The following is a 19,698-nucleotide window of genomic DNA, read 5'->3' as shown; positions in this document are numbered from 1 at the left end:
ATAACCGGGTATCGTCCCGGCCCGTACCGGCGCGCCGGAAAGTGACCCCGGCACCCACCGGCGCCGGGATCGCTCGCATGGCGGGGCGAGCGGACGCTCGCCGGTCACCTCACGGCGGCCTCAACCGGTGACCGAGTTTAGAGCCTCGCTCAGATTCGTGGCCTCCTCCATCGTCATTTCGACGACAAGACGCCCACCACCCTCGAGCGGGATGCGCATCACGACTCCGCGTCCCTCCTTGGTCACCTCGAGGGGACCGTCACCGGTCCGGGGCTTCATGGCCGCCATAGCGTGCTCCCTCCGTGAACTCATCCCACCGACTGGTCACCGGACCAGCCTTTGTCCTACATTCTCCCCCATCCGGACGCACCCGCGAAACCGAACCGATCAACTTCCGTCCGTGCTGCGCTGCTCGAACGATGCGCCCAGGCTGCGAACTCCATCATCCTGTCCCGCCGATCGGCGAGTCGAAGACCTTTCGGGCGCGTCGCCGTTCCGGTCGGCCACATCCACGACGGGTGGGCACCACAGCGGACATCCCACCACAACCACGAATCACCGCCCGTGTTCCCGCGGTGCACACTGCCGAGGTGACGGGGGCGGACGGGTACGCACGGCTACTCACCGAACGAAACCAGGTCTACTGTGGAGCGAGAGGCGAACGACTCCACCGTGGTGAGTATCACAACGAACCGGGGACGGGCCACCGTCCACGCCGATGACTAGGGAGATGTGGCGTGACCGAGGTACTGCTGACCGAAAACATCGATGGTGTGCGCCGAATCACACTCAATCGGCCCGACTCGTACAACTCGCTCACCGTGGAGCTCAAGGAACGGTTGATCGAAGCCTTCCGAGCGGCGGCGGCCGACGACTCGGTCCGGGCGGTGGTGATCACCGGTGCGGGCAAGGCGTTCTGCGCCGGTCAGGACCTCAAGGAGCACATCAGTCAGCTGGACTCCGGCGACAGCACACCGATGCACACCGTGGAGGAGCACTACAACCCACTGATCCGTGCGATAACCACACTGCCCAAACCGGTGATCGCGGCGGTCAACGGTGTCGCGGCCGGAGCGGGCGCCTCGATCGCGTACGCCTGCGACCTTCGCATCGCGGCGGAGAACGCCAAGTTCGTGATGTCGTTCGCCGACGTGGGGCTCTCCACCGACTCGGGGGCCTCCTGGACCCTGCCCCGGCTCATCGGCTACGGACGCGCGATGGAACTGCTGCTGCTGGGAGAGGCCGTAACCGCCGAAGCGGCGGAGCGGATGGGCATGGTCAACCGCGTGGTGCCCCGCGACGAGGCGGTGGACAACGCCACGGAACTGGCGGGACGCATGGCCACCGGCCCCACCAGCGCCTATGCCAGGATCAAGGAAACGATGCTGGCGGCGGCCGCCGAGGGGCTGGACGAGGCCCTCGCCGTGGAAGCGGGGGCGCAGAACCAGTGCGGCGGCACCAGGGATCACCGGGAGGCCGTGGACGCCTTCGTGGCGAAACGCTCCCCGGAGTTCACCGGTCAGTGAGCGACCCGGCGTCGCCCCGGGCTCGCGCGACAACGCCCACGCGGCTGCCTGGCTCCCGACGCACGCGCCGAGAGCCACGTGGTGCTCACCGGGCGAGCCAGCACCCGGCGACGTGATCGTCGATCATTCCTGTCGCCTGCATCAACGCGTAGCAGGTGACGGGGCCGAGAAACCGAAAACCACGGCCGCGCAGTCGAGTGGCCATCGCGGCGGACTCCGGGGTGCTGGCAGGCACCTCCGCCGTGGTGGCCGGGCGTGTCCTCGTGGCCGGGTCAGGTGCGAAGGACCAGAGCAGCTCGTCCAACGGTAGGTCCAGTTCGAGCACGGCACGGGCATTGCCGATAGCGGCGTCGATCTTGGCCCTGTTCCGCACGATCCCGCGGTCGGAGAGCAGTCGCTGCCGGTCTCGTTCGTCGAACTCGGCGACCCGCCGGGGATCGAAGTCCGCGAAGGCCGCCCGAAAGGCCGGGCGTTTCCGCAGAATGGTCAACCAGGAAAGCCCGGACTGGAAGGACTCCAGACAAAGTCGCTCGAACAACGCGTGCTGCCCGTGCACGGGCTTGCCCCACTCGGTGTCGTGGTATTCCCGGTAGTCCGGCGGGTCCGCACCCCACGAACAACGCGGTTTGCCGTCCTCGCCGACGATCGCACTCACCGTTCTCCCCACTCGGTCTCGTAGTTCCGGCAGAACGCGACGAAGGAGCGCAGCGAACGACGCAGGCCCCACTCGACGGCGGGTGCGGCCAGCGGCCAACCGACCGCGAACACCGTGGGAAGCTCGAAGCGTTCCCACCAGCGGAACCGGCTACCACCCGCAGCGTCGGGCTCCACCACGAAACCACCGGTGCCCCGCACCAGCGCCCCGGTGTGCCGCACGGAGCACTTCTCGGGTGGTTGCCAGACCTCGATCCGCATCGTGTCGAGCACCCCCAGCGAACCGACCCCGGTGAAGGCCGCCAGTTCCGAACCGGGGCGGTCCCCACCACCTCCCGCGATCCACACCCGGGTTCCCAACATCCACTCGCCCTGCCTGGACCAGTCGGTCACCGCGGCCCAGACCACCTCGGGAGCGTGGGGAACCGATATCGTGGACCGCAGTTCACGTTCGATCATGGTTGTCACCTTCCCGGCCTGCCGGGTCCTCTCCCCCGTGCGGCTGCTCCTCACCGCCGTCGGACTGGCCCTCACCGCCGTCGGACCGATCCTCTTCCGCGTGTGGCCGGTCCGCTTCGCCGTGTGACCGTTCGGGCCCTTCGCCGCGCGTCGCGCGGCTCTCGACCTCGCGAAGTGACTGTTCGAGCAACGCGACGCGCTGCCGCGTGTCGTCGAGCTCGTCGGCCAACCGATCCAACGCCCAGTCGACCTCGGAGGCCTTGTAGCCGCGGAAGACCTGCTGGAAACGCAGCGATCGGACATCTTCCCCGGTCACCGGCGGGGGCGGCAACCGGGTCGGGGTGGCCCCCGGCGGCAACGGTTCCAGTTCCTCACCGCGTCCGAACACGAGCACGGCCAGCAGATAGACCACCGCCGCCACCGCGAGCACGATCACGACGTAGATGAGTGCACTTGCCACAGCACAGATCGTGGCACGTGACTTCCCGCGCGGCGTTATCGGACCGATGCGGCGGGCGACCCGAGCACACCGTCGATGGCCGCCGTGAACTCGCGCCAGGCACGCCGTTCGTCGTTGAGCGTTCGCATCCCGGAAGGGGTCAGGCTGTACGTCCGCCGCTGCCTGCCACCGACGGTGCTCCACTCGCTGCGCACGTAACCCGCTCGTTCGAGTCGCCGCAGCGCCGGGTACACGGTCCCGGTCGGCAACGACACGGCGCCACCACTGCGCTGTTGCAGTGCCTCGATGATCGCGTAGCCGTGCAGCCGTTTGCCGTCCAGTGTGGCCAGCAGCAGTCCGTCCAAATGACCGCGGAGCGCATCAGCTTTCACAGGTAGCCACTCTACGTTCCCGGATGGACACTGTCACCGAATTTCCCGCAAGAGACTTAGGTCCCGTCCACACCCCGGTGAGGATGAGTCGCGTCACAGCGAACTCTCGAACCCCGATCGGGGCACCGGGAGTCAGCCCGAACAGGCCCGCAACGCCGAGTCCACGTCCCCGACCACTGTCAGCGCGTCCAGCGACTCCCGCGAGGCGAAGCCGGATTCCGCGAGTTCACGGGTCCAGTCCAGCAGGCCGCGGTAGTGCCCGTCCGGATCCAGCAGCACCACGGGTTTGGTGTGCATGCCGATGTAGCGCGATGTCCACACCTCGAACAGCTCCTCGCAGGTACCGATACCGCCCGGCAGCGCGAGAAAGGCCGTGGCGTGCGCGTCCATGAGCCCCTTGCGTTCCCGCATCGTGTCGACCACCAGCAGCTCGTCCGCCTCGGTGTCGGCCACTTCGCGGTCGACCAGCTCGCGGGGGATGACGCCGACGGTACGGGCTCCGCCCGAGCGGGCGGCCCGGGCGACTTCGCCCATCATGGACACCCGCCCGCCGCCGGAAACCAGCCTCCAGCCACGTTCGGCGATCCCGGAACCCACCTCTCCCGCGAGGCGTACGTAGCGTTCCGGGACCGGACGCGAGGCGCAGTAGACGCACACGGTGACCTGTCCGCTCGCCCCTTGTCCCTCGATGTGCTGTGTCATGCTGCCTCCGGCTGCGAAGCCTTTCAGTGGGTCGCGTCCCAGGCGGCGTACGCCTCCTCCACCACCCGCACCGCGTCGTCGACGTCATCGGTCAGGTGGAGCAGCCCCAGTTCCTGATCACCGATCTTACCGCTGGAGTGCATGGTGTCGCGGATCCACTCGTAGAGCCCGCGCCAGTACGAACGGCCGAACATCACCACGGGGAACTTGGTGACCTTCTTCGTCTGCACCAGGGTCAGCGACTCGAACAGTTCGTCCATCGTCCCGAACCCACCGGGCAGGCACACGAACGCCTGGGCGTACTTGACGAACATCGTCTTACGCGTGAAGAAGTACCGGAAGTTCACCCCGAGGTCGACCCACGGGTTCAGCCCCTGCTCGAAGGGGAGCTCGATCCCCAGTCCGATGGACAGCCCGCCCGCCTCGGAGGCCCCTCGGTTGACCGCCTCCATGGTGCCGGGCCCACCACCGGTGATCACGGCGGATCCGGTTCCCGCCAGGGCCGATCCCAGCCGCACTCCCTCCCGGTACTCCTCGTGCTCCCGTGGCGTGCGGGCAGAACCGAACACGGTGGTGGCACGGGGAACCTCGGCCAACGCGCCGAATCCCTCGACGAACTCGGCCTGGATCCGCATCACCCGCCAGGGGTCGGTGTGCACCCAGTCGGCGGGACCCCTGGAATCGAGCAGCCGTTGGTCGGTGGTCGTCGGCTCACCCATCCTGGAGCGGCGCAGCACTACGGGACCGCGCTGCTTTTCGTGGGGGTGTTCGTCCCCGTTCGGATACTCACCGTCACCGCCGAGAACCTCTCCCACCGATTGCTGTTCCTCGCTTTCCGGGTGATGTGCTCCGTTGCCTTCCGGACCGTGGTGTCGCTGACCGTCGATCGTCATGCCGCCGAGCTTATGCACTCCGCGTGAACCCGAGATGATGTCCCCGGAACAGACGACGGGCGATCGGCTCAACCCACTACCGCTTCCGGACGCGTTCGGCGCCCCCGAAAGCCGTGAGCGGAGTAACATCCTGGGCAAGCGATCCGTACCGCCACCGCACGGCGGTGGCGCGCACGAGTCGTCGGCGTGGTCTCCCCGTCCCGACGAGCGGCGGAAGGGCCGGGACGGAATCTCGCCGCCGCAGGGAGCCGGAAATGATCATCGAAGTACTCATCGGCGTACTGGTCGTTCTCGCGCTCGTCGCTGCTTCCAGTGTGCGGATCATCAGGCAGTACGAGCGCGGTGTGGTGCTGCGCTTCGGGCGGCTGCAACGCACCGTCAGACCTCCTGGGCTGACGGCGATCATGCCCGGGGTCGATCGACTGCGCAAGGTCAACATGCAGATCATCACGATGCCCGTACCGGGCCAGGAGGGGATAACCAGGGACAACGTGACTGTGAAGGTGGACGCGGTGGTCTACTTCAACGTCACCGACCCCGCCAGGGCCGTCATCAACGTGGAGGACTACCTGTTCGCCATGGGCCAGGTGGCCCAGGCCTCGCTCCGCTCGATCATCGGCAAGAGCGATCTCGACGACCTGCTGTCGGACCGGGAGAAGCTCAATCAGGGGCTGGAGGTCATGATCGACAGCCCCGCGTTGAACTGGGGCGTGCACATCGACAGGGTCGAGATCAAGGACGTCTCACTGCCCGAGGCGATGAAACGCTCGATCGCGCGACAGGCCGAGGCGGAACGGGAACGCCGTTCGCGGATCATCTCCGCCGACGGCGAGTTCCAGGCCTCCCGCAAGCTCTCGGAGGCCGCGGCGGTGATGGGGCAGACCCCGGCCGCGCTGCAGCTGCGACTGCTGGAGACCGTGGTCGAGGTGGCCGCCGAGAAGAACTCCACCCTCGTGCTGCCGTTCCCGGTCGAGCTGTTGCGCTTCGTGGACCGCACGCGGGACGGTGCCACCGAAGCGGCCCCCGCGGCGATGGACACCTCGGGCAACGGCCACTCCAGGGCCGAGGACGGCGGAGAGACCGAACAGCGCCGTTCCACGGCCGAGGAATGGTACGAACTGCCGGACGACGCCGGAGGTGGTGTGTCCGTTCGAACCAGCGGAGTCGAAGCGGAGTCACCACCGCACGTGCCGGAACAGCGGGACACCCACGAGCGGGCCGAGGAATCGGACTCCCCACGCGCCGGCCCCACCGGGTAGGAATCCGCCCACGAACCGTGCTCGTTTGGTCGGGTGGCCGTCCCGTGCCTCGGCACCCCGCCCCGTGGGAAAAAGGCACCTCGCGTGGCGGGTTCAGTCCCGCACGCCGTCCCCCAGCGCCCGACGCAGCACCTCGGCGCAGTGCCGAACGTCGGCCGCGGCGACGTTCTCCTGCTGAGTGTGGGCCAGGGTCGGCGAACCGGGACCGAAGTTCACGGCGGGCATGCCGCGCGCGGCGAACCGCGCCACATCGGTCCAGCCGAGTTTGGCGACCGGCGAGGCTCCGGAGGCGCGCACCAACTCGCTGGTCGCATCCTCGGCCAGACCGGGGTGCGCTGCCCTGGCGGCGTCGACCACGGTCACCTCGAACCCCTCGAACACCTCCCGGACCCGCTGTTCCGCCTCGGCCAACGAGGTGTCCGGGGCGAACCGGTGGTTGACGGTGACCACGCACTCGTCCGGCACCACGTTGCCCGCCACACCGCCGCTGATGCCGACCGCCTGCAGCCCCTCGTGGAAACGCAACCCGTCGATCTCGGGTTCACGCGGGGTGTACTCGGTGAGTCTGCGCAGCACCGGCTCGGCCGCGTGGATGGCGTTCTCCCCCATCCAGGCGCGTGCCGAGTGCGCCCGAACCCCGCGGGTTCGCACCTCGACCCGCAGCGTCCCCTGGCACCCCGCCTCGACGGCCGCGTTGGACGGCTCGCACACCACCGCGAGCCCACCGTCCATCCAGTCGGGCAGGTCACGCTCGATCCGGTTGAGCCCGTTGCGGTCGGCGGAGACCTCCTCGCAGTCGTAGAACACGAAGGTCAGGTCGTGCTTCGGCCGGTCGAGCGTCGCGGCGAGGTGCAGCATCACCGCGTCGCCGCCCTTCATGTCCACCGTCCCGCAGCCGTGCAGTATCTCCTCGTCCGCGCTACCGGAACGGCGCAGCGGCAGGTTGTCGTTGACGGGAACGGTGTCCAGGTGTCCGGCGAGGACCACCCTGGACTCCAGACCGAGGTTCGTGCGGGCCAGCACGGCGTTTCCACTGCGTACGACCTCCAGCCCCGGGGCGTCCGTACGCAGCGCCCGTTCCACGGCGTCGGCCAGCTCGTCCTCGGAACCGGAAACACTCTGGATGTCGACCAGGGCGGCGGTGAGTTCGACCGGGTCGGTGGTGAGATCCAATCGCGGCGTCACGTCCGGCACCCTACCGCCCACTGCGAGACGGTACCGGCGCGGCGATTACCGTTTTCACGGCCCCGGGTGTGGCCGCACGAGTCCCGGGAAGACTCTCCCGCTCGGCTCGAATGCCGAGTTCAAAGCCGATTGGAGAACGATGAGCAGCCCGAACACTCCGGACCCGCAGGTTACCGGCGCCCACGGTGTGGGAATCGCCACGATCACCGACGACGGAACAGTGCTCGACACCTGGTTCCCGACCGTCCGGCTCGGTGAACCCGAGCAGGTCGGCAGCAGCCGACTGACCACTGCCGAGGCGGCCGAGTCGCTGGGGGACGCCGGAGCGGAACTGCTCGGCCGCGACGAGGCGCGCGGTGTGGAGGTGGTGGCCGTGCGCACGGGCATCGGCAAGCTCGCCGACGCCCCCGCCGACACCCACGATCTCTACCTGCGGCTGCACCTGCTCTCGCACCGGTTGGTGCGCCCGCACGGACAGAACCTGGAGGGCATGTTCGGCCTGCTGTCCAACGCGGTCTGGACCAACCACGGCCCGTGCCCGGTGGAGGGCTTCGAGGCCACCAGGCTGCGACTCAGCGCGCGTGGCCCGGTGACGGTCTACAGCGTCGACAAGTTCCCCCGCATGGTGGACTACGTCATCCCGTCGGGGGTCCGTATCGGCGATGCCGACCGGGTTCGGCTGGGTGCCCACCTGGCCAGCGGCACCACCGTGATGCACGAGGGTTTCGTCAACTTCAACGCGGGCACACTGGGTGCCTCCATGGTGGAGGGGCGTATCTCGGCGGGCGTGGTCGTCGGTGACGGCTCGGACGTCGGGGGCGGCGCCTCGATCATGGGCACGCTGTCCGGTGGCGGTCGTGAGGTGATCTCGGTCGGCGAGCGCTGCCTGATCGGCGCGAACGGCGGCTGCGGCATCTCGCTGGGCGACGACTGTGTCGTGGAGGCGGGACTGTACCTCACGGCGGGCACCAAGGTCGCCCTGGAGGACGGCAAGCTGACCAAGGCCGCGGAGCTGTCCGGCGCGGACGGGTTGCTGTTCCGGCGCAACTCGAACACCGGCGCCGTCGAGGTCATGGCACGCACCGGCGGCAAGGTGGAGCTCAACGCCGCGCTGCACGCCAACGACTGATCGAGGCTTTCCGGTCGGGTTGCTCGCTCGACGGAACCTCACGCGGGTTCCCGCTCCGGGCGGCCCGACATCGGGTGGGTGAGTCGTCCTGCCGCGAACACGCCCCGGAAACCGGGCCGGGAAGGTCGTGTCGGCACTACCATGACGGCATGTCCTCGGACGACGCTCGGAACGACGCGCGCAACCGGACCTCGACGGGGACCGATCCGATCGACATCGGTCTGCCCGTCGAGCCGGTGCGCGCCGCGCACGGCGCGTCGGTCGTCGAGCACATCCGCGCCGCGCTGGACACCAGGACCAGGGCGCTGCTGGCACATGACCCGGGGACGCGTTCCGGCTCGGATCCCGAGGACCTGCACCGGATGCGGGTGTCGGTTCGCCGGATGCGGGCGGTGCTCAAGGCCGGGCGGAGCTGGCTCGAACAGGACTGGTGCCGAGCGCTGCGGGCCGAGCTCGGCTGGCTGGGACGCGGACTGGGGCCGGTTCGGGACCTGGACGTCCAGCTGGCAGGACTTCGCGAGGAACGCGAGGAGCTGGACGAGGCCGAGCGGGTACCCGCTGATCGTCTTGTCGACGAGCTGACCGAGCGGCGCGAGTCCGCTCGCGCGGACCTGCTGGAGATGATGCGGGCCGAGCGCTACCGGCGGTTGCTGTGGTCGCTGGGCGAGGCGGTGCACGGCGGCCCGCCGATCGCCTCGGATCCGCCCGCCGAGTCCGACGCGCTGTACGAGTTGGTGCGTGACGGCGTGCGGACCGTCGAGCGCGCTGTCGGTCGGCTGGGTGATCCGCCGACGGACGAGCGGCTGCACGCGCTGCGGATCGAGACCAAACGGCTCCGCTACTGCGCGGAACTGGCGGTGCCGGTGTTCGACGGCGTCGTCGGGGAGGTGCTCGCCGCCGCCGAGAAGTTGCAGGACGTGCTCGGGGTGCACCAGGACGCGGTGGTGACCGAGGAGTGGCTGTGGTGGTTGACCCACGGCGATGAGGACGGCTCGGGACCGGCTCCCGTCCGGGATCCCGAGGTCGTGTTCGTGGCGGGGCGACTGGCCGAGCGAGCGCGGGCTCGCAGGGTGAAACAGCGCGAGGCGTGGTGGCCCGCCTGGCGGAAGCTGCGGCGGTTGGAGCTTTAGCGGGTCCTTACGGCGATGGGGCGCGGACCGGTTCGCCAGAACCGGGATTCCGTGCGGAGTTCTCGCCGGTTCGCGGTACCGTGCCGATTCGACGCACTCGGGAAGGGGACGTGAACCGGCATCCCGACGGCGCGTCAATTTCTCGCGAAATCGCCGCGCCGAACCGTCCCCGCCCCGGAACAGCCACTATTCGGCGAGACGTCGCGTGGCGGCTTCGACCCGCTCGTCGGAAGCGGTCAGCGCCACCCGCACGTGCTGCTCACCGGAGGGGCCGTAGAACGTGCCGGGGGCCACCAGGATCCCGCGCCGAGCCAGCCAGTCCACCGTGCTCCAGGCGCCCGTGCCGCCGCTCGCCCACAGGTAGAGCCCGGCCTCGGAGTGGTCGATCCGGAACCCGGCGCCCTCCAGCGCGCTCCACAGCCGCTCGCGCCGCGCGCGGTAGCGCTCGTACTGCTGCCGCACGTGCTCGTCGTCGCCGAGCGCGGCGGTCATGGCCTCCTGCACGGGCCGGGGCATGATCATTCCGGCGTGCTTGCGCACTTCCAGCAGGTTGCCTACCAGCCGCGGATCACCGGTGACGAAGCCCGCTCGGTAGCCCGCGAAGTTGGAGGTCTTCGACAGCGAGTGAACCGCCAGCACCCCGTCCGGCGACTCCCCGGACACCGCGCGGTCCAGTACGGACACCGGCCGGTTCCGCCACCCCAGGTCCAGGTAGCACTCATCGGAGGCGACCACGGCACCGACCTCGTGTGCCGCGCGCACCGATTCGGCCATCGTGGCGGCACTGTCGACCCGCCCGGTGGGATTGGACGGCGAGTTCAGCCACACCAGGGCGGTCCCGGTGGGCGGGGCCTGTCCGGGAGCCAGCCGAACGATCTCGGCACCGGCCAGGCGGGCCCCCACCTCGTAGGTGGGATAGGCCAGTTCGGGAATCGCCACCACGTCCCCGGGACGGACTCCCAACAGGGTGGGCAGCCAGGCGACGAACTCCTTGGAGCCGACCGTGGGCAGCACGGCTTCCGTGTCGAGCCCGGTCACGCCGTGCCTGCGCCGCAGGGCCTCGACGGCGGTGGAACGGAGTTCCGCCGTACCGTGCGTCGCCGGATAACCGGGCGAGTCCGCCCCGGCGGCGAGGGCTTCACGCAACACGGGCGGCACCGAGTCGACGGGGGTGCCCACCGACAGGTTGACCACACCGTCGGGATGCGAACGCGCCAGCTCACCGGCCGAGGCGAGCGAGTCCCACGGGAACTCGGGCAGCCGGGGGCCCCGCGGCTCGGGCGATGACTGCCCGGTTACCGCGACACCGCCGGACAAACCGTCGACACTCATTCGCCCTGTGGGGGCAGGCTGGACACGGGCTCGACGTCCTTGTTGACCTTGCCCACCTTGGCTGCACCGCCCGGTGAGCCCAGGTCGTCGAAGAAGTCCACGTTGGCCTGCGTGTAGGCGGCCCACTCGTCGGGAACGTCGTCCTCGTAGTAGATGGCCTCCACCGGGCAGACCGGTTCACAGGCACCGCAGTCGACGCACTCGTCCGGATGGATGTAGAGCATCCGCCCGCCCTCGTAGATGCAGTCGACGGGGCATTCCTCGATGCATCCCTTGTCGAGCACGTCGACGCAGGGCTCGGCGATCACGTAGGTCACGATTGCTCTCCTGCTTGGTACGTTTTCTCGTCCCGCGCCGGTTTCCGCGCGGCTGACGCCAGTATCCCTCGGAAGCGCCCCGTACACATAGATGGTTCCACAGCGCGGGAGCCACGATGAGGGTACTCGGCCCCGCACTCGCCGGTAAACGGCCACGCGCCGTGGCGACACCGTGAGTACTCAGTCGGTTGACAACCTACCTCGCTTGTTGATCCATTTGCTCGCCTTCCGCGCGATACCCCGCAGCGCGGCTCGTTCTCCCAGGTAACCGCCTACGACACCGACCACGGGCAGCGAGCCGAGCACCTCGTGGTGCAGCCTTCCCTGCGGGCGCGCGTCCAGCGCGGCGTGCACCTCCCAGAGCGCACGTGCCATTCGCCACACCGCCCGTGCGAGCGCCCTGGGGCGGGAGCGCCGCCCGTCCGTCAGTTCACCGGTGAGCTCGGCCGCCCGCCGCTCTTCGGCCCGCTGCTGCTCGGTACCGCCGCCCGCCGCGACCTCGCGGGAAATATCGCGACCGAGCATCACGTGCGCGATCATCCTGACCTGCTCCGTCCGGTCGTGCAGTCCGTGTTCACCTGCGACGGCGACGAGGACGAGTACCTGCGCGACCGTTCCCAGCGCGTTGCGCAGGGGCAGTTTGGAAGTGATGACCCCACCGAAACGGGGCAGCCCGACGATCGCGGCGAGGAATCTGCCCACCCGCAGCGACCACCAGTCGCAGCGCTGCGAGACGGTCATCGCGTCCCAGGCCGAGCTGCCGGGAACCCGCATACCGTCGAGCCTGCGCAGCAACCCCGCGACGTTCTTCCGCCGGGAACCGTCCGCCGCATCCGTTCGGTGATCCGTCACCGATTCGAGTTCGCCGGTGGCTCGGCCGCTCGCGCCGTCCGCACCGGCGCGGAGGTCGTCCCCGGTGGGTTGTGGATCGAACCTGCCGCGCAGCCGGAACGGGTCGGACTCCCGCAGCGCGCGCAGCACCGGATCGCAGGCACGCACGAACGGCCGCAGCACCTCGGCGAGTCGTTCGTCGGTGATCACCTCGGCCACGGTGGCTCACCTCGCACCCGGCGGAGCGTTCCGCACGATGCCGATCATGGCCGCCGCGGGCAGCACCCCGGCCGCGATCAGCAGATAAGTGCGCCAGTCCTGCGCGGGCAGCAGCACGTCGCCACCCGGGCCGAACACCCCCAGCACGAACACGGTGAGAAACCACACCAGCACCGGCACCCAACAGGCCGCACCGTTCGGGGTGCTCTTGGCCGTCACCGCCACCAGCAGGGGGTTGGTCACGGCCGCCACGGCAGCGGTTATCGGGAACTGCACCGGGCCCAGGTACGAGGGCAGGAAGAACAGTTCGAGGATCGCGAGCAGCAGCGCGTCCAGCGCCAGCAGCGCGATCAGGCCGTGCTCCGGCTGTTTCGTGGTGTGCTCACTCGTCATGGCTTCCCGCCTGTTCAGAAGTCGCGGCCCGCTCCGAGGTCGTGTTCAGCCCGGCGAACAGGTCCGTGCTCGGTGCCGGCTCGTCGCCGCTGCCCAGTGCGTAGTACTCGGTGGTCGACACCGGCTGGCCGATCCCGTTGGACAACGCGTAGGCAGCCGTTCCGACGCCCCCGGACGAGTCGCCGGTCCAGACTCGCACCTGGGTGCGGTGCTCCCGCAATGCGGCGAGTTTGGCGGGTAGCTGTTCCGCGACATCGACAGAGGTGGTGATCTCGTCGGGTTCGACGGCCGGTAGTTCCGCGGCGTCGGGCAGCGGGAACGGCACGTCGGAGGACTCACCGAGCCGTTCCAGTCCCGCCCGGAGATCGGCCACGGACCGGACCGCGTAGAACAACCTGCGCACCTCGGGCACCCGTTGGGTGGCCGCCACGGTCAGCTCGTGCGCCCGAACGTGGTCCGGGTGGCCGTACCCGCCGTCCGAGGCGTAGGTGACCACCACCTGGGGGCGGACCTCGCGCAGCGCGGCTTCCAGCTGGGCGGTCTGCTCGGCGGGATCGCCCGCGACCAGTGAGCGGGGGTGGCTTCGCGGTGCCGCGGTGGCGGTCTTGCCGTGCTCCTGCCACACCATCCCGGAATCGCGCCAACACCCGATGCCGCCGAGGAAGCGCTGCTCGGTGACTCCCAGCGAGGCGCAGGCACGACGCAGTTCGCCGATGCGGTAGCCGCCCAGCTGGTCGGCCCCCTCGGAATCCAACCCGCGAAGTTCGTCGGGAATGACCTCGCCCTCCTCACCCAGCGTGCAGGTGACCAGGGTCACCCGCACTCCGGCGGCGGCGTAGCGGGCGATGGTGCCGCCGGTCCAGAGCGTCTCGTCGTCCGGGTGCGCGTGCACCAGCAGCAAGCTCGGTTCAGTCGTCGATGTCACTGGTCCAGGTTAGGACTCCGTGGCGGTTCACCGGAGGCAACCGGTCACCGAACCGGTCACGGCAGGGTGGCGGGCTGGTGCGAAGCGTGCGAAGTGATCAGGCTCACCACCCGGTCCTCGGGTGAGAACTCGCCCTCGCGCCACAGGCGATCGGCGGCCACCAGCGGAGCAGCGGAGCTGAGTTCGGCCGCCACACCGGCCGCGGCGAGTCGATCGGTGGCCGCGCGGAGCTCCGCCTCGGAACAGACGACCGCCGTTCCTCCGGACTCGCGCAGCACTCGCAGCGACATGACCGTGCCCTGCGGGTTGCCGATCGACGATGCGAAGCTGTCGGGGTCGACCGGCTGTTCGGGCGGCAGTTCCAGATCCAGCCGCGACGCGGTGGACAACGAGGGGTAGCGCTCCGCGGCGATCATGCGGGGCGTGCGCCGCACGATGCCGAGCGTGTGCAGCTCCCGGAACCCCAGCCACAGTCCGGCGAAACCGTCGCCCCGGGACACGGGCACGACCACCGCCTCGGGAGAATCACCGAGTTCCTCGACGATCTCGTAGGCCATCGTCTTGTAACCTTCGATGCCTGCCCAGTGGCTGGCCACCGGGATCGTCGAGGTGTTGGTGAGCACCGCCCAGCCTTCCACCGCTGCCCTGTCACGAAGCAGCTCCCACCGCTGGTCGACGTCGGCGGCCCGGAGCACTCGGCCGCCGTGCAGCTCGATGAGGCCGCGCCACACGTCGGGAATTCCGGGCGCGGTGACCACGACGCAGTCCAGCCCCGCCAGCGCGGCATAGGCCGCGGCAGAGACCCCGGCGTTGCCGCTGGAGGCCAGCGCCACCGTGCCGTAACCGTGTTGTGCGGCTCGGGAGACGGCGGCGCTGTAGAACCGGTCCTTGAAGCTGCCGGTGGGGTTGCGGCGCTCGTCCTTGAGCAGCATCCGGTGGCTGCCCTCGTGCGCTCCCACCGCCAGCGGGACGAGCGGGGTGCCGCCCTCACGCAGGGTAACCGCGTGTTCGCGAGCCACCGGCAGCAATTCGCGGTAGGACCACATGCCCTCGCGCCTCGCCGCCCAGCGCCGTGCCAGTTCCACACCGTCCGTTCCGGTGAGATCGTGCTCGGCAAGCATCGCGGCGGGCACGCCCTCGGCCCGGCAGTCCGGACAGCCCGCGGTGTCCTCGCGCGGTTCGCCACGCGCGCCGCACCGGACGCAGCGCAGCCCTAGGAGCAAGGGAGTGCCGGAGGAGTTCCCGGCGGCGTCGTGCGGATCCGAACCCGGGATCACTGCGGTCAAGACGGTTCGCTCCCTTCGGTGTGCCGACCCCGGTCAACCTAACCGACCAGGCCGTGCGGGACCACCTGATTTCCGAGCGACGCCGGACCTGAACGGATCACCAGTCGTAGCTCTCACCGGGTGTTCCCACCCACTCACCCGCACTGCTGAACGGACCCGCGAACCCGGGACCGTCGTGCACTCCGCTGACCTCCCGCCGCACGGCGAGCACCTGCGCCTCCTGGTAGAGCGGCAGTGCGACCGCCTCGGACCACAGGGCGGGCTCGACCCGCTCGGAGGCGCGTCGGAAGGGAGCCTCTCCGGTCGTGGCCGCCTCGATCGTCGGCTGCAGTAGCTGATCGCAGAAACCGACCATGTTGAACCGGCGCGTCCGTCCCGTGTCGGGATCGACCGCAGGACAACCCCACTGTGCGGCCAAGGTGGCGGCGGGATCGGTGCTCACCGGCCGGGAGACGACCGCGAGGTCGATACCGGCGGAACTCGGTGGGTCCTGCACATCGGGGTCCGTAGTGAGCATGGTGCGGTAGAGCTCATCACCCTTGGGGGTGACAACGGTGGTCTGGATGTCCTGTTCGTTGAGCTGTTCCGCCACGGAGTTGGCGATCGCCTCGTGGGAGTCCTCCCGGAACTGGGCGGCGATGACCAGGTTCAGCGGTGAGCCGTTCCGCACCCAGCTACCACCGCTGTGCTGGTATCCCGCCTTGGTGAGCAGCTGCTCGACGCGTTTCGGCGAGGGATCTTCCGTGTAGTCGCCGGAGGGCTCGGTGGGAACGTAGCCGGGCTGGGAGGGGGCCAGCACCTGGGCGTGGGCGGGAAGGTTCGCGGCCGGGCCGCCACCGGTCCCGGTGTCGATCAGCTCCTGCCGGTCCAGCGCGGCCAGCACGGCTCGGCGTACCCGAACGTCGCCGAGCTGTGGACTGTTCGGCCGCAGCAACAGTGTGCTGCTCACCGGACGGGGCATCGTGGTCAGCTGGACGTCCTCACCGAGACCGCGCAGCGCATCCATCGTGGCGGCATCGGCCGAGAACATCCCCACCTGCACGTTCCCGCTGCGCAGCGCGGTTATGTTCTCGGCACGTGCCGCCTTGCGCAGCACGATGCGGTTGGACTGGGCGGGGTCGCCCCAGTAGCGCTCGTTGCGCATCAGCACGACCTCGCCACGGTCGAGGTCGAACGTGCGTATGGCGAACGGTCCGCCGGAAGCGGGGTATCCGTAGTCCAGGTTGTCCACCCACCCACCGGGAGCGTCCTTGAGCAGATGCGCGGGCAGCAGGTGGTCGAACAGCGATTTCCAGCCCGGATACGGCTTGTCGAAGGTGACCCGCGCGGTTTTTCCGCCCTGACGGGACTCCACGTTCGAGATCAGCCGGTAGCCCACCGGATTGATCACCCCGGGCTGGCTGCGGAGCTGCTCCCAGAGGTAGACGAAGTCCTCCGCCGCGATCGGCGCGCCGTCCGACCAGCCCGCCGCGGTGCGAATCCGGTAGCGCACGGTGAACTTCTCGGCGTCCTCGACCACCTCGGCCGATTCCAGCAACGTCTCGTTGAGCACCCGTTCACCGTTCTTGCCGGGCACGAACGCCGAGGGAAGCATGAGTTCGGCCAGCGCGTCGGTGACCGGTGACTGGTCGGCCAGCACGTGCGGGTTGAAACCACCGCGCAGTTCGTCGACGCTCGCCACGACGACCTTGGGTTTGGGTGGTTCGCTCGGGGGTTCGGAGCTGGGGCTCGGCGAGGTCGACTCGACCAGCGGTGGTGGCGGCGCGTTCGTGCAACCCGCGAGCACGGTCAACGAGACCAACAGCAGTGACACGACGGGAAGCACACGACGCCGAGTTCGGTACACGCTGGACGAACCTCCGTTGCGGATCCGGCCGGAACCACGACCCTCACGGACGCCCCCACACGGGCGACGTCGTTCTACCCGCCGCCCTGCCGTCACATGGTTCCGAACGGACACGACCATGCCACATTCCGAACCGGTTCCACCCGGCGACTCCGCGAGACGGTCGGCGCGGGAGCGGAGTCCCCTGCCGACCACCCCCGAAACCCCGGGGTCGGACCGGAACCGGTTCGGGCCGGCGGCAACGTTCGGTCAGCCCTGCGAGTCCCTGGACTTGGCCCGGGAGCGTTCCCTGCCGCGCTGGGTGCCGTCCAGGGTGACCTTGCGAATGCGCAACGCCTTGGGTCCCACCTCGACGCACTCGTCCGCGGAGCAGAACTCCAGCGCCTCCTCCAGGCCCAGCTTGCGCGGGCGAGCGAGCCGTTCCAGCTCCTCGGAACCGGCCGAGCGCATATTGGTGAGCTTCTTCTCCTTGGTGACGTTGAGGTCCAGGTCCTCGGCCCTGGGATTCTCCCCGACAACCATTCCCTCGTAGACCTCGTCACCGGGCTCGACGAAGAAGGTCCCCCGGTCGGACAGCTGCATCAGGGCGTAGTTGGTGACCGGACCGGTGCGGTCGGCCACGAGCGATCCGCTGTTGCGGGTGCGCAGTTCACCCGCCCACGGGTAGTAGCCCTCGAAGACGTGGTTGGCGATTCCCGCTCCCCTGGTCTCGGTGAGGAACTCGGTGCGGAAACCGATCAGTCCGCGCGCGGGAACCACGTAGTCGAGCTTGATCCGGCCGGTGCCGTGCCCGTCCATGGTCTCCATCTTGCCCTTGCGACTGGCCAGCAACTGGGTCACCGCGCCCAGGTGGTCCTCCGGGATGTCCAGGGAGAGGCGCTCGAAGGGCTCGTGCAGTTTGCCGTCGATGGTCTTGGTGACCACCTCGGGCTTACCCACGGTGAGTTCGAATCCCTCCCTGCGCATGGTCTCCACCAGCACGGCCAGGGCCAGCTCGCCACGGCCCTGCACCTCCCAGGTGTCCGGGCGTTCGGTGTCCACGACACGCAGGCTGACGTTGCCGACGAGCTCGGAGTCCAGGCGGTTCTTGACCAGCCGGGCGGTGACCTTGCTACCGCCGTTGCGCCCCGCGGTGGGCGAGGTGTTGGTACCGATCGTCAACGAGATGGCGGGGGCGTCGACCGTGATGCGCGGCAACGGATCCGGCTGCTCCGGATCCGTGAGGGTGTCACCGATGTTGATGTCGGGAATCCCCGCGATGGCGACCAGGTCACCGGCCGAGGCGTAGTCGGCGTTGACCCGCTCCAGGTTCTCGGTGACCATCAGCTCGGTCAGCCGCACCTTCTCCACGCTGCCGTCCTCGCGGCACAACCCGACGGTCTGCCCCTTGCGCAGCTCACCGGCGTGGATCCGGCACATGCCGATCCTGCCCAGGAACGAGGACGCGTCGAGGTTGGTGACCAACGCGCGCAGCGGAGCCTGCGGATCCCCCTTCGGAGCGGGCACGTGCTCGAGCAGGGTGTTGAACAGCGGTGTGAGGTCGCTCTCGGGGACCTCACCCAGCGCCGGGGCGGTCATGTCGGAGCGCCCGGCCTTCGCGGAGGCGTAGACGACGGGGATGTCCAGCACCGACTCGTCGGCACCGACCTCGGCCGCGAGTTCGAGCAGCAGTTCGTGGGTCTCGTCGACCACCTCGGCGACCCTGGAGTCCGGCCGGTCCACCTTGTTGACGACCAGGATCACCGGAAGCTCGGCCGCGAGGGTCTTGCGCAGCACGAACCTGGTCTGTGGCAGCGGCCCCTCGCTGGCGTCGACCAGCAGCATGACGCCGTCGACCATCGACAGGCCACGTTCCACCTCACCGCCGAAGTCGGCGTGGCCCGGGGTGTCGATGACGTTGATGGTCGTCGACCCCTCCGGAGTCACCCGCCGGATCGCGGTGTTCTTGGACAGGATCGTGATGCCCTTCTCCCGCTCCAGGTCATTGGAGTCCATCACGCGGTCAACGGGCTCGGTGCGCTCGGAGAACGCGCCGGACTGCCGGAGCATGGCATCCACCAGGGTGGTCTTGCCGTGGTCGACGTGCGCGACGAGCGCGATGTTGCGCAGATCGGTACGGGTGCGCTGGTTCGGGCTGGCGACACTGGTGGCGGACACGCAGGAACTCCTGGCTGTCGTACGGGTCGTGGTAACGGCTTCGTTTCGGAAACCACCCGGATGGTTCGCCCGCGACGGAACCGGCGGGTGTGGCCACCGCGGAATCGAATTCGTGATCACACGCCAGCGGCGTGCTCCCCTTCCGGCGGCCTGCTTCTTCTCCCCCAGGGTAGTGCACCGAGGCGGTCATTCGGTCGTGTGGCTCGACACCATCGGCCAACGGTTGACCCACCAGGGTTAGGTTCGCCTATCCTCACCCTTGACCGCCGCTCCCCGCAGGAGGACCACGTGGGAAAGAAGAAAGACACCATCAAGGTGAAACGAAAGTGCTGCCACTCGAAATCAGCGTGCAAAACCTGCCCGATCGTGGTACTACGCGAAGCACTCCGGGAGTCCAAGGCGGCGGAAGCCGAAAAAGCCCGCAAGAAGCGGAAAAAGAAGGAGAAGAAAGCGGCCCTCGAAACGACCGAGCAATAACACCCCAACCGAGGACGTCACTACGCGGAGCACCCCGCATCCGGCCCCCGAAACCCGGAACCCGAATTCCGGCATCCGGATCCGAAGCGTCCGCCCCCAGGACATCCGGCTCCGGGACACCCGAACCGTCCACCCCAGGAACGCGCA

Annotated in this window: 20 protein-coding genes and 1 pseudogene; 5 read left to right on the top strand and 16 right to left on the bottom strand. The window is 69.0% G+C overall.

Features of this window, described 5'->3' with window-relative positions; all coding sequences use genetic code 11:
• Positions 1–120: 120 nt before the first annotated feature.
• Positions 121–288 carry a DUF3117 domain-containing protein gene (locus BM394_RS13650; RefSeq protein ID WP_019853228.1) on the bottom strand — a complete coding sequence of 56 codons (168 nt, stop codon included), beginning with the start codon at positions 286–288 and terminating at the stop codon, positions 121–123.
• Between the two features lie 449 nt (positions 289–737).
• On the opposite strand from BM394_RS13650, the gene BM394_RS13645 reads away from it, so the two are divergent.
• Entirely contained in the window at positions 738–1,526 is a 789-nt protein-coding gene (locus tag BM394_RS13645) for an enoyl-CoA hydratase-related protein (protein WP_092978452.1), read from the top strand.
• 85 nt (positions 1,527–1,611) lie between these two features.
• On the opposite strand, the gene BM394_RS13640 is transcribed toward BM394_RS13645, so the two are convergent.
• The 6 genes and pseudogenes from BM394_RS13640 to BM394_RS13615 all read right to left on the bottom strand — a co-directional run bounded on the left by BM394_RS13640 (position 1,612) and on the right by BM394_RS13615 (position 5,065).
• Positions 1,612–2,172 (bottom strand): DNA-3-methyladenine glycosylase I, encoded by a 561-nt coding sequence (locus tag BM394_RS13640; RefSeq protein WP_245780204.1) that lies wholly within the window; start codon positions 2,170–2,172, stop codon positions 1,612–1,614.
• A 5-nt stretch (positions 2,173–2,177) separates the two neighbouring features.
• Entirely contained in the window at positions 2,178–2,639 is a 462-nt protein-coding gene (locus BM394_RS13635) for an SRPBCC family protein (RefSeq protein WP_092978444.1), read from the bottom strand.
• Positions 2,640–2,796: 157 nt separating this feature from the next.
• Positions 2,797–3,099 (bottom strand): annotated as a pseudogene (locus tag BM394_RS23940) (DivIVA domain-containing protein); the annotation flags it as partial.
• A gap of 35 nt (positions 3,100–3,134) precedes the next feature.
• A complete protein-coding gene (locus BM394_RS13625) occupies positions 3,135–3,470 on the bottom strand; it encodes a PadR family transcriptional regulator (protein WP_092978439.1) in 336 nt (111 codons plus the stop codon).
• A gap of 132 nt (positions 3,471–3,602) precedes the next feature.
• Positions 3,603–4,172: an LOG family protein gene (locus BM394_RS13620; RefSeq protein WP_092978437.1), complete on the bottom strand. Its 570-nt coding sequence runs from the start codon at positions 4,170–4,172 to the stop codon at positions 3,603–3,605.
• 23 nt (positions 4,173–4,195) lie between these two features.
• Positions 4,196–5,065: an LOG family protein gene (locus tag BM394_RS13615; RefSeq protein WP_217643503.1), complete on the bottom strand. Its 870-nt coding sequence runs from the start codon at positions 5,063–5,065 to the stop codon at positions 4,196–4,198.
• A gap of 254 nt (positions 5,066–5,319) precedes the next feature.
• Between BM394_RS13615 and BM394_RS13610 the strand changes: the two genes are divergently transcribed.
• Positions 5,320–6,324, top strand: coding sequence for a slipin family protein (locus tag BM394_RS13610; protein WP_175530098.1), 1,005 nt, complete (start codon positions 5,320–5,322; stop codon positions 6,322–6,324).
• A gap of 93 nt (positions 6,325–6,417) precedes the next feature.
• On the opposite strand, the gene dapE is transcribed toward BM394_RS13610, so the two are convergent.
• Positions 6,418–7,509 carry a succinyl-diaminopimelate desuccinylase gene (gene dapE / locus BM394_RS13605; RefSeq protein WP_092978900.1) on the bottom strand — a complete coding sequence of 364 codons (1,092 nt, stop codon included), beginning with the start codon at positions 7,507–7,509 and terminating at the stop codon, positions 6,418–6,420.
• A gap of 139 nt (positions 7,510–7,648) precedes the next feature.
• Between dapE and dapD the strand changes: the two genes are divergently transcribed.
• Together dapD and BM394_RS13595 are read left to right on the top strand one after the other, a co-directional pair.
• Positions 7,649–8,638 (top strand): 2,3,4,5-tetrahydropyridine-2,6-dicarboxylate N-succinyltransferase, encoded by a 990-nt coding sequence (gene dapD / locus BM394_RS13600; protein WP_092978435.1) that lies wholly within the window; start codon positions 7,649–7,651, stop codon positions 8,636–8,638.
• 149 nt (positions 8,639–8,787) lie between these two features.
• Complete coding sequence (locus BM394_RS13595; RefSeq protein ID WP_092978433.1) at positions 8,788–9,768, top strand: CHAD domain-containing protein; 981 nt, start codon at positions 8,788–8,790, stop codon at positions 9,766–9,768.
• Positions 9,769–9,954: 186 nt separating this feature from the next.
• Here BM394_RS13595 and dapC read toward each other — a convergent pair whose 3' ends face one another.
• The 8 genes from dapC to typA form a co-directional block, all read right to left on the bottom strand.
• A complete protein-coding gene (gene dapC / locus BM394_RS13590; RefSeq protein WP_092978431.1) occupies positions 9,955–11,100 on the bottom strand; it encodes a succinyldiaminopimelate transaminase in 1,146 nt (381 codons plus the stop codon).
• Entirely contained in the window at positions 11,097–11,417 is a 321-nt protein-coding gene (fdxA, locus tag BM394_RS13585) for a ferredoxin (RefSeq protein ID WP_092625686.1), read from the bottom strand. Before fdxA ends, dapC begins: the two co-directional genes overlap by 4 nt.
• A gap of 180 nt (positions 11,418–11,597) precedes the next feature.
• Positions 11,598–12,467, bottom strand: coding sequence for a hypothetical protein (locus tag BM394_RS13580; protein WP_092978429.1), 870 nt, complete (start codon positions 12,465–12,467; stop codon positions 11,598–11,600).
• Positions 12,468–12,473: 6 nt separating this feature from the next.
• Positions 12,474–12,860 (bottom strand): hypothetical protein, encoded by a 387-nt coding sequence (locus BM394_RS13575; protein ID WP_092978427.1) that lies wholly within the window; start codon positions 12,858–12,860, stop codon positions 12,474–12,476.
• Positions 12,850–13,785 carry an N-acetyl-1-D-myo-inositol-2-amino-2-deoxy-alpha-D-glucopyranoside deacetylase gene (gene mshB, locus BM394_RS13570; protein WP_092978425.1) on the bottom strand — a complete coding sequence of 312 codons (936 nt, stop codon included), beginning with the start codon at positions 13,783–13,785 and terminating at the stop codon, positions 12,850–12,852. Before mshB ends, BM394_RS13575 begins: the two co-directional genes overlap by 11 nt.
• 56 nt (positions 13,786–13,841) lie before the next feature.
• A complete protein-coding gene (locus BM394_RS13565) occupies positions 13,842–15,062 on the bottom strand; it encodes a threonine synthase (protein ID WP_217643516.1) in 1,221 nt (406 codons plus the stop codon).
• A gap of 106 nt (positions 15,063–15,168) precedes the next feature.
• A complete protein-coding gene (locus BM394_RS13560) occupies positions 15,169–16,884 on the bottom strand; it encodes an ABC transporter family substrate-binding protein (protein ID WP_245780183.1) in 1,716 nt (571 codons plus the stop codon).
• 282 nt (positions 16,885–17,166) lie between these two features.
• Positions 17,167–19,074, bottom strand: coding sequence for a translational GTPase TypA (gene typA, locus BM394_RS13555; protein WP_092978423.1), 1,908 nt, complete (start codon positions 19,072–19,074; stop codon positions 17,167–17,169).
• 288 nt (positions 19,075–19,362) lie between these two features.
• Between typA and BM394_RS22455 the strand changes: the two genes are divergently transcribed.
• Complete coding sequence (locus tag BM394_RS22455; RefSeq protein WP_130468088.1) at positions 19,363–19,551, top strand: hypothetical protein; 189 nt, start codon at positions 19,363–19,365, stop codon at positions 19,549–19,551.
• The last annotated feature ends 147 nt before the right edge of the window (positions 19,552–19,698 follow it).

Source organism: Actinopolyspora lacussalsi subsp. righensis, from assembly GCF_900116555.1.
In the GTDB taxonomy this organism is placed as follows: domain Bacteria; phylum Actinomycetota; class Actinomycetes; order Mycobacteriales; family Pseudonocardiaceae; genus Actinopolyspora; species Actinopolyspora lacussalsi.
Note: the sequence above shows the minus strand (reverse complement) of the source record. Positions and strands in the feature narration are given on the sequence as shown.